Here is an 8,926-nt window from a genome sequence, read left to right on the forward strand (position 1 = left end):
TTTTGTAGCCATTTTGAGATGTCACGCAGCTGTTCCGGTAGCACATTATGTCCCATATCATAGGTTTGCCACTGATTAACATAGCCTTGCTCTTTAAGAAGTTCGAATGCCATTAACCCTGCACTTAATAGGACAACTTCATCCTGAACACCATGTTGCTGAAGTACTGGGGTCAATGCATTCACACTCGCAAGGTCATTTGGCAATTTATCAGCAGTAGGCAAATAACACGACAACCCCATTATTCCTGCCAATTTATGTTGCAGTCTTAAGCCGGTAAACAAACTCATTACACCGCCTTGGCTGAATCCTGCGAGCACGATATTACTCGACTCAATGCCCAACGCTATTTGTTCATCAATAAGCGATCTGATGAGAACTTCACTTTCTATAACCCCCTGCATGTCAGCGCGGTCATGCAAGTCCATACTTTTTATGTCATACCATGCACGCATAACATAGCCACCATTAATGGTGACAGCTTGCTCTGGGGCATGGGGAAAGATAAATCGAATAGCATGATCACTTGGCAGCCCTAATGCTGGCACCACAGGCGCAAAACCTGCACCTGAATCTCCCAACCCATGCAGCCAAATCACACAGGCAGTTGCCTTAGTGATGGGCTCGACTGTAATTCTCTCTAACGGCTTATCTAACATGACGTTCCTTTTCAATGGCAATGGCTAATTAACTGCGCGCAATAATATCAGGAGCAGAGCTGTTAATACCAGTTCCATTAAATATGTGACCAATTCAGAGCTCTCTCAGGGCTTTCAATTCCAGGCGCATTGTGGAAGAAATGGTTATTCCCTTTTAAGGCGATGCAACGCAGGAGTAAAAGTCCTGAGAAGCTCACAACGTGCGGGTTTAAAATCACTTTAATACTGCGCATGTGGCTTTCGATATAGAATAACTATTAGCTACAACCCACTTGCTTGCCTAAAGTAATTTTAATTCCCGCTGAATGAGCAACTATTTAATGGAATTGGTATAACACATATTTAATAGAAAGGTTTAAACCACTAAATGCGCTTTAATGTCGACCTTCTGGCAACTAAGCTGTGATTATTAATAATAGATAAAATGGAAATCGAACATAATGGGCTTACTGCATAATGGTCAATGGATCGACAAATGGTATCCAACAGATAAAACGGCTGGCGAGTTTAGCCGCTCAGAATCTAGCTTTAGAGACTGGATAACCCTAGATGGGCAGCCTAAAAAAGCGGGTACACTGGGGTTCAAAGCCGAAAAAAATCGCTATCATCTTTATGTATCATTAGCTTGTCCGTGGGCGCATCGAACATTAATCTATCTACAATTGAAAAACCTACAACACATAATAGGCGTTACAGTGGTTGAACCGCATATGCTCGCTAATGGCTGGGAGTTTTCTGGCGTCAACCAAAGCGAAATCGCACATCATATCGATGGTGCTCAACACGACGCATTAAACGCTGCCAATTTTCTCTATCAAATCTATCAAAAAGCAGATGCCAACTATAACGGCCGCGTTACAGTACCTGTGCTATGGGACTCGCATACACACACCATTGTCAGTAACGAATCAGCTGAAATTATACGGATGCTGAACAGTGAGTTTGATCATTTAGTTGATAACGACCGTGATTTTTATCCGCTGCAATTACAAACTGAAATTGATGAATTAAACACATGGATATATAGCAGCATTAATAATGGTGTCTATAAAGCCGGTTTTGCCACCAGCCAAACCGCATATAATGACGCTTACCAGCAACTGTTTGATGCACTCGATAAGCTAGAACTGCGGCTTACAACTAAACGCTACCTCACTGGTAATGTCTTTACTGAAGCTGACATTCGTCTGTTTACCACCTTAATTCGTTTTGATGCTGTTTATGTTGGACACTTTAAAACCAATAAAAAGCGCATAGAGGACTACCCTAACCTCTCCGGTTATGTGAAAGATATTTATCAAATGAAGGGAGTGTCGCAGACAGTAAATCTTGAGCACATTAAGCAGCATTACTATTTCAGTCATGACATGATTAACCCAACTCGGATTGTTCCCAACGGACCGGAACTTGATTTTAACCAACCCCATAGTCGACAAGATATGAGGCCATGAATGTAAGCTTCGCTAGCCAATCCCGAGTTCTGTTTTTATTGTTTGTAGCTGTTCGTTGTTGTCCAATTTAATACTCCAACGAACGGCGCCAGCATCAGCAACCATCATTAATGCATCTGGATGAAACTTAATATCTTCCACCATCGCATAAAGCTGACACTGATTATTTAGTCTGATTTGAACTTCAAATGGACTCAGTACCATTTTGCCACTGCTTAATTCTATGATCATGTTTTGTCTCTGCAGTATTGACTCATTAATCAAAAAAGCCCAAACAATGTTGGGCTTTTTTGTTGCCGATTAAATCAGCTTAGTGGTGGTGACCACCTTTACCATGGGCGTGGCCGTGGGCAACCTCTTCAGGTGTTGCATCACGAACATCAGCCACTTCAATATCAAATGTTAATTCACGGCCCGCAAGAGGATGGTTAACATCCACAGTCGCCATAAACTTACCCATTTTGATAATAGTCACCTGACGTTGACCGTCATCGGTATTAATCAATGCACGCATACCCGCTTTCCACACTTTAGCGCCTTGCAGATGCTTAACCGAAACACGCTGCTCTGCATCATCATTACGCTCACCGTAAGTTTCGCTTGCTGGCAGTGTGACTGAAAAAGTAGCGCCAGCGTCTTTTCCCACAAGTGCTTTTTCAACACCAGGCATCATATTGTTGTGACCATGAAGGTACGCAATCGGCTCAAGGTCTTTATTGCTCTCTAAAACTTCGCCCTGTTCATCACGTAGTGTGTAGTTAAATTGCACTACAGAATTGTCTTTAATACTCATGGTAATCCTTAACTCAAATTTTGTTGCGTGAGCTTAACAAAAGTCTTTCAAAGCCACTAGTGTTATCTCTTGTTACGATTTGGCGCCAGGTACTATGGTCAAATGTTCTATCTGCTGCAGCACCTCATGGTTGGCCAATGCTAATTGGCATACTCCTGAACCAATCTGATGCTTTGCAGAGCAATCAACGCTCCATTGCCGAAGCAGGTAACCCGCTAACGATGCCCGGCACTTTAAGCTAAGGCGTTTGTCGACCATTTGATAGTCCAGCTCTATTGCCTCAGGGTGAGCTAAAGAGGGGTGAGGAATGAGCGTTAGCTGCACTTCTTGCTGCCAATATTGGTCATTTTCGCAAGTCTCCAAAGATTTAGCACTTACATCTGACATCGAAGCTGTCTTAATTCGTGTCACAACAAAATCAGTAAACACCTGGTTTGCTCTGTCAAAAGCGCGCACATGCCAACGCTGGCCGTTATTAACCAATGCATGGGGCACTATTTCTCGTTGTTTCTTGCCCGATGACACCGACACATATTCAATAGCAAGTGCCTGCTTAGCTTGAATGGCTCGCATTAACGCCGCAATAATCTCTGTATTTGGGTGAATAAGCTGTATCGCGTCAATACACACTGCGCTCGGCTTTATGGGGTGTGATAAACCATCGCCAAAGCCCTTAGCCAGCCCGTGCAGTATAGCTTCGGGCTCGTGGGTAAATAGCGCGGTAAACTCGGGTAAACGATGATAGCACTTCGTTTGATGTACCAAGCGCATATTGGTTGGCGCCAATGTTTTATAACTTTGAAAATCACGTGTAGCGGCGGCAAGTCCGGTGGCAAACTTATTAATTAAATCCTGACGGGAGACTTGACCAAAATACTGTAGGCTGAAATCGATAAATGCTAAACGTTGACGTTGTGCGTGGGAGAGGTTGTCCATTGATATAAGCCATTCCAGTCGATAACTTTATTGATGGAATTCAATCTAATGGATCAACAAAAAAGATGCAATCTTTTTGATTGCATCTTCATTATTGGAAAACGATATGCCTAATAGCCGCTAATGATTACTTTACGGCAAGGGCCTTAAACGTCGCTTCGCTCGGATAGCCGTCAGCAACTAAACCCTTGTCTTTTTGGAATGCTTGCAAGCCCTTTAATGACTTAGAACCCAAAATCCCATCAGGTTTACCCACATCAAAACCGAGAACATTAAGCTGAGTCTGTAACTCTTTTACCCTTGCTCGGCTTAAATTAGGCATTTTAGGCGGGTTAACGTTAAGCCCTGCCGCGCCGTTTATTCTGTCAGCAAGATGGCCAACGGCAATGGCGTAGAACGTAGAGCGGTTCCATTTCATTATCACATTGAAGTTGTCATAACCTAAAAAAGCCGGTCCAGTATGCCCTGATGGCAAATATAACGCAGCTTGCATATCCGGTGTGCTAAGTGCGTTTCCATTGGTTTGTCTCAAGCCAAGCTCTGCCCACTTAGTGAGCGGCTGCGCCTCAGATCGCCCAAGGTATGCGTAGCTGAAATCCGCCGGTAGTGTCACTTCACGCCCCCAACGTTCCTCTTTCTTCCAGCCTAAATGTTGCAAAAAATTGGCTGCAGATGAAAGCGCATCTTCCGTACTGTTCCAAAGATCGGCTTTACCATCACCATCACCATCGACCGCATATTTAGCATAAGCAGACGGCATAAACTGTGTATGTCCCATGGCACCCGCCCACGAGCCCACCATTTGTTTTTCATCAAAGCCATACTGCTCTTTTAGCTTTAATGCTTGCATCAACTCAGTGGTAAAGTATTGGCTTCTACGAGGATCACATGCCAATGTTGCCAAAGAATTCAGCACCGACATCTTACCTTTATATGAACCAAAATTAGTTTCAAGTCCCCAAAATGCTAATAAGTACTGCGGGGGAACACCGTATTCTTTTGCTAAGCCTTGCAGCAGTGCTTTGTGCTCTTTATAGAGCTTTCGCCCTTGTTGAACTCGCCAATCGGTAACCCGCTTAGTGAAGTAATTTTCAAACGAGGAACTAAATTCAGGTTGTTTATTATCCAGTTCCATCACTCTAGCCACATATTTTACATTCGCGAGTGTTGTATCAATGGTATGTTGCGACAAACCTTGAGATTTGGCCGTTTGCTGAAGATTAGCCACACAAGTTCCCCAGTCAGGAGAAGCCACTGAGGCGATAGCGGTGGAACTTGTTAATATAAGCGTTGCTGCCAGGGGGATTGATTTAAACAAGAGAAGACTCCCAAAAAATTTAATGACACTAACGTGTTACTTTGATGTGTAGAGATGAAGCTTACCTTAAACGGGTGAGTTAAATGATGATCTTTAATTCATTAAACACTCTATTTGGACCTGTAAGCTGATTTACTCGAAAAACAACATCCTGCAGCATTAATATAGACTAAATCAATGTCATTATTGCAGTTATCTTCACTCATTTGCTTAACCGCTCAATTTCCGCCCGTTAGCCTATAAACACCTAAGCTCATCGCGCTAAAAACGTCGTCGAAAAACATTAAATAACTTGCTAAAAGTAACATGCAGTTGCAGACTATTGTGAGTGGATATAATCGATATCTTCCAATAACCAAAAGAGATTAATCATGACTGAGATCACTCCAGCATTAGAAAGCTTTATTAATAACGTAAAGCAACACCAAGTGGTTTGGGGCCTGCAAGATGAAACAGGTGAAGGTTGGGTCGTATGTGATTCATCTGAATTCGAAGCGACTGATGTGATGCCTCTATGGTCGGAAGAAGCGCAAGCTAAAAGCCATTGCACTGAAGAATGGCATGGTTATAACGCGGTTGCCATTACACTTAATGAATTTTTAGATTTTTGGGTTGCTGATCTAAATGACGATGGTGTACTCGTCGGTGTTGATTGGGTTGCAGAACAAGACTGCCTTGAAATCGATCCAATCGTGCTAGCCACTTCACTCGTTAATGTTGAAGAAGAGTAAATCTTTCTCCAAAGCGAATAAAACATTAAAAGTAAGCGCCAATCATCTGTGATTGTGCGCTTTCTTTTTAAGTAAAAATCCAATCTTTATCAATGCTATTAAGTGAGCCATTGTGTTTGAATTAGCCCCTTTAATCGACATCCCATTTGACTGCAGACACCAATGTTGGTTTTGTGGCGAACCCAGTTCTATGCAATTGAGTTATATCAAAGAGCACTACACGCCGCACCCATCGCTTATGCTTCCCGCGTGTAAAGAGTGCTGCAAAATTGCTAAACAGCATAAGCTGACCTCTATCTGGGATTGTAAAATGGCGGTCAAAGATGAGCTAATGAGAATTTATGAAAAGCATCTCGCCATTGGTATCAATTGGACTAAACAAGAGCTCGAAGAATCAGAGTTTGAAGACAAAGTCTTTGGTGGATTTAAAAAAAGTGCTTGGATGATGTATGAAATAGCCAGGGATAGAGTTAACTATCCAGCTTGGCCATTGAGTCTTACTGGTGTCACCATTGATGACTATGGTTATGACGCGGACTTTAGTTTTGATGGCGTCAATTACAGTTCAGTCACTCAAGCAATTAAGTTCTACGCTAAACAATTTGTGCTCGATAAACGTTTTTTAGAAGACATCATTAGCATTGTTGGTAAACAGCGGTTTGGTTATGCTATTCGAGTCGCACAGATAAATATTGCTGCTGCTCCAGAACTTAAGCGACAGATCATTAATGACTTAAAGCAAGAACAAGAGCAAGAGGGCTAAATTATCTACTGGCTCTACTGCGCCTTAATCAATTCTGATTGGCGCAATTTATCTTGCACAACTTCGACAAGCAGATCAGGTTGAAATTTCGAGATAAAGCGATCACAACCCACCTTTTCAACCATCGCATTATTAAAACTACCACTCAGTGACGTATTCAAGGTGATATAAAGGTTACTCATACGCTTGTCGTTACGGATCTCGTGGGTCAGCTTGTAGCCATCCATTTCGGGCATTTCTGCATCGGTGATCAACATAATGATATGCTCTGTTACATCGATACCATCATCGCACCATTGGGTTAATTGATTTAATGCCATCAAGCCATCTGAGACTTCAATCACCTCTAAGCCTAATTGTTCTAATGTCTCTCTGACTTGACGCCTTGCGGTGGCCGAGTCATCCGCGATGAGTACCCTTCTTCCCTGCATTAATGGCAGTAATTGTTGATCTAATACACCTTCAGATAACTTAATATCGTAATGAATAATTTCAGCCAGTACTTTTTCAACATCAATAATTGACACTAATTCTTGTTTATCTTGATACTCAACCCGCGTTATTGCCGTGAGATAATTATTTCGCCCTACTGTTTTAGGCGGCGGTAAAATATCGCTCCAGGTCAGGTTGACAATATGCTCAACCTTGTCGACTAAGAATCCCTGCACTGAACGATTGTATTCAGTAATAATGAGGTTACTGTTCTCATGCACAACTGAAGGTCTGAAGCCGATGGCTTTACGAAGATCAATCACTGGGATTGCTAACCCACGTAGGTTAGCGATACCAATGATACTAGGGTGACTGCCAGGCAAAGTACTTAAAGGTGGCATTTTTACCACTTCTTTTACTTTGAAAACATTAATGGCAAATAATTGCGTCACACTAATTCTGAACAACAAAAGTTCCAATCGGTTTTCACCAACAAGCTTTGTACGCTGATCAACACTTGCAAGCATTTGCGCCATAAGACTTCACACCTAAAGTACTATAAGAACGACGATTATAACGATATAGAGTATAAAATCACTAAGCGAAAGCTAACTTTAAGGCATGCATCTCATTAAAAGTACCTCATCTCCTATCGGCAGAAAGTAACCAATAGCCTGATCCATTCTGCCACTAGCTGCGTAATAACGTTAAAGAGCTGATACTTAAAGTATCGGCGGCGTTACAACACAGAGTGAGAATAATGCAAAATATTCAATCACAACGTTCACAAAGTCGTTATGCTAAGGGTTATGTCCTCTACAATAAGCCCTATATGGAAGAAAAAAATTCCGATATAACAACTGAACAACTAAAAGAAAAGCTTATTAGTGTTGCTAACAGCCGTAGCAGATCTGACTACGCGATGCTGTTTGGCTATTTTGCGCCCAAAATTTTAGCCTTTGGTAATCAACGATTATCCACCCAAGGCTTAGCGATGGATCTGGTGCAAGAAACAATGACAGCAGTGTGGACTAAGGCGCATCTATTTGACGCAGACAAAGGCGCTGTAACAACTTGGATATTCACCATTATGCGCAATCGCTGTTTTGATATGCTGCGCAAAGTTCAGCACAACAGAGAAGATACGGTCAGTGATGATATTTGGCCTATTTTTGAAACCGTTGAGCATGTTGAGCCAGAAGATCACATGCTGACCAACAAGTTAATGAAGCATGTCGATGAGCTACCACCACTACAGCAGCAAATTGTCAGGGGGATTTACTTACAAGAGCTAAGCCAGCAGGAACTCGCAAGTAAACTGAATGTTCCTCTAGGCACCGTTAAATCAAGATTAAGATTGGGTTTGGTCAAACTTAGAAGCATTTTGGAGAAACACCATGATTAATTACCATCCAAATGATGACATGTTACTTGAACATGCTAAGGGCTGCCTCAATCTAGCAATGACAACCGCGTTATCTGCTCATTGTGAACTTTGCTCAATATGCCAAGAAAAACTGACCACTATGACTCAGCAGCATGCACATATTGCATTAATTGAAGAAGATGCCGCGGCTGATGAACTAGAAACCAGTATTGACCTTGATGATATGTTAAATAGCATTATGCTTTTAACCCCATCGTCTGCAAGCAAAAGACAGTCCAAGAGTGCCATCGTCACAGTAAAAGGGCATGAATATCAATTACCGAATGCTTTAAGGCAGCAGATTAGTGGGACTTGGAATGGCTTAGGTAAAATTAGTCGAATGCGACTTGAAACTGACAGTGGTGAGGCACGCGCTAGCTTACTGCATATCGAGGCTGGTGGAGAAATACCGGAGCA

At 42.3% G+C, this 8,926-nt stretch carries 10 protein-coding genes and 1 pseudogene; 5 read left to right on the forward strand and 6 right to left on the reverse strand.

Features of this window, described 5'->3' with window-relative positions; genetic code table 11:
* On the reverse strand, positions 1-659 hold a 659-nt coding region (locus CXF82_RS10130; RefSeq protein ID WP_102044134.1), incomplete at its 3' end, for an alpha/beta hydrolase.
* Between the two features lie 440 nt (positions 660-1,099).
* Here CXF82_RS10130 and CXF82_RS10135 point away from each other — a divergent pair.
* Complete coding sequence (locus CXF82_RS10135) at positions 1,100-2,110, forward strand: glutathione S-transferase family protein (protein WP_102044131.1); 1,011 nt, start codon at positions 1,100-1,102, stop codon at positions 2,108-2,110.
* A 12-nt stretch (positions 2,111-2,122) separates the two neighbouring features.
* On the opposite strand, the gene CXF82_RS10140 is transcribed toward CXF82_RS10135, so the two are convergent.
* The 4 genes from CXF82_RS10140 to CXF82_RS10155 form a co-directional block, all read right to left on the reverse strand.
* The gene (locus CXF82_RS10140; protein ID WP_102040047.1) at positions 2,123-2,341 is read right to left on the reverse strand and encodes a DUF3389 family protein; all 219 of its coding nucleotides are present in this window, start codon (positions 2,339-2,341) and stop codon (positions 2,123-2,125) included.
* Positions 2,342-2,420: 79 nt separating this feature from the next.
* The gene (locus tag CXF82_RS10145) at positions 2,421-2,903 is read right to left on the reverse strand and encodes an FKBP-type peptidyl-prolyl cis-trans isomerase (RefSeq protein ID WP_101091062.1); all 483 of its coding nucleotides are present in this window, start codon (positions 2,901-2,903) and stop codon (positions 2,421-2,423) included.
* Between the two features lie 72 nt (positions 2,904-2,975).
* Complete coding sequence (locus CXF82_RS10150; RefSeq protein WP_101091063.1) at positions 2,976-3,839, reverse strand: WYL domain-containing protein; 864 nt, start codon at positions 3,837-3,839, stop codon at positions 2,976-2,978.
* A 127-nt stretch (positions 3,840-3,966) separates the two neighbouring features.
* Positions 3,967-5,157, reverse strand: a complete 1,191-nt coding sequence (locus CXF82_RS10155; protein ID WP_101091064.1) for a lytic murein transglycosylase — start codon at positions 5,155-5,157, stop codon at positions 3,967-3,969.
* Positions 5,158-5,528: 371 nt separating this feature from the next.
* Here CXF82_RS10155 and CXF82_RS10160 point away from each other — a divergent pair, with 371 nt between their 5' ends.
* Entirely contained in the window at positions 5,529-5,888 is a 360-nt protein-coding gene (locus tag CXF82_RS10160; RefSeq protein WP_101091065.1) for a DUF2750 domain-containing protein, read from the forward strand.
* 112 nt (positions 5,889-6,000) lie between these two features.
* Positions 6,001-6,651 (forward strand): hypothetical protein, encoded by a 651-nt coding sequence (locus CXF82_RS10165; protein WP_102040046.1) that lies wholly within the window; start codon positions 6,001-6,003, stop codon positions 6,649-6,651.
* Between the two features lie 14 nt (positions 6,652-6,665).
* On the opposite strand, the gene CXF82_RS10170 is transcribed toward CXF82_RS10165, so the two are convergent.
* Complete coding sequence (locus tag CXF82_RS10170; RefSeq protein ID WP_102044132.1) at positions 6,666-7,619, reverse strand: chemotaxis protein CheV; 954 nt, start codon at positions 7,617-7,619, stop codon at positions 6,666-6,668.
* 224 nt (positions 7,620-7,843) lie between these two features.
* On the opposite strand from CXF82_RS10170, the gene CXF82_RS10175 reads away from it, so the two are divergent.
* Both CXF82_RS10175 and CXF82_RS10180 read left to right on the forward strand, forming a co-directional pair.
* Positions 7,844-8,488, forward strand: a complete 645-nt coding sequence (locus CXF82_RS10175) for a sigma-70 family RNA polymerase sigma factor (protein ID WP_102044133.1) — start codon at positions 7,844-7,846, stop codon at positions 8,486-8,488.
* Positions 8,481-8,926, forward strand: a pseudogene (locus tag CXF82_RS10180) (hypothetical protein); the annotation flags it as partial. The gene CXF82_RS10175 and the pseudogene CXF82_RS10180, both read left to right, overlap by 8 nt.

The organism is Shewanella sp. GutDb-MelDb, assembly GCF_002836075.1.
In the GTDB taxonomy this organism is placed as follows: Bacteria; Pseudomonadota; Gammaproteobacteria; order Enterobacterales; family Shewanellaceae; genus Shewanella.

What these genes read in the sequence shown, in the direction of transcription:
- CXF82_RS10145 (WP_101091062.1), bottom strand. Translation starts at nt 2,903, where the DNA reads ATGAGTATTAAAGACAATTCTGTAGTGCAATTTAACTACACACTACGT.
- CXF82_RS10175 (WP_102044133.1), top strand. Translation starts at nt 7,844, where the DNA reads ATGCAAAATATTCAATCACAACGTTCACAAAGTCGTTATGCTAAGGGT.
- CXF82_RS10140 (WP_102040047.1), bottom strand. Translation starts at nt 2,341, where the DNA reads ATGATCATAGAATTAAGCAGTGGCAAAATGGTACTGAGTCCATTTGAA.
- CXF82_RS10160 (WP_101091065.1), top strand. Translation starts at nt 5,529, where the DNA reads ATGACTGAGATCACTCCAGCATTAGAAAGCTTTATTAATAACGTAAAG.
- CXF82_RS10150 (WP_101091063.1), bottom strand. Translation starts at nt 3,839, where the DNA reads ATGGACAACCTCTCCCACGCACAACGTCAACGTTTAGCATTTATCGAT.
- CXF82_RS10135 (WP_102044131.1), top strand. Translation starts at nt 1,100, where the DNA reads ATGGGCTTACTGCATAATGGTCAATGGATCGACAAATGGTATCCAACA.
- CXF82_RS10170 (WP_102044132.1), bottom strand. Translation starts at nt 7,619, where the DNA reads ATGGCGCAAATGCTTGCAAGTGTTGATCAGCGTACAAAGCTTGTTGGT.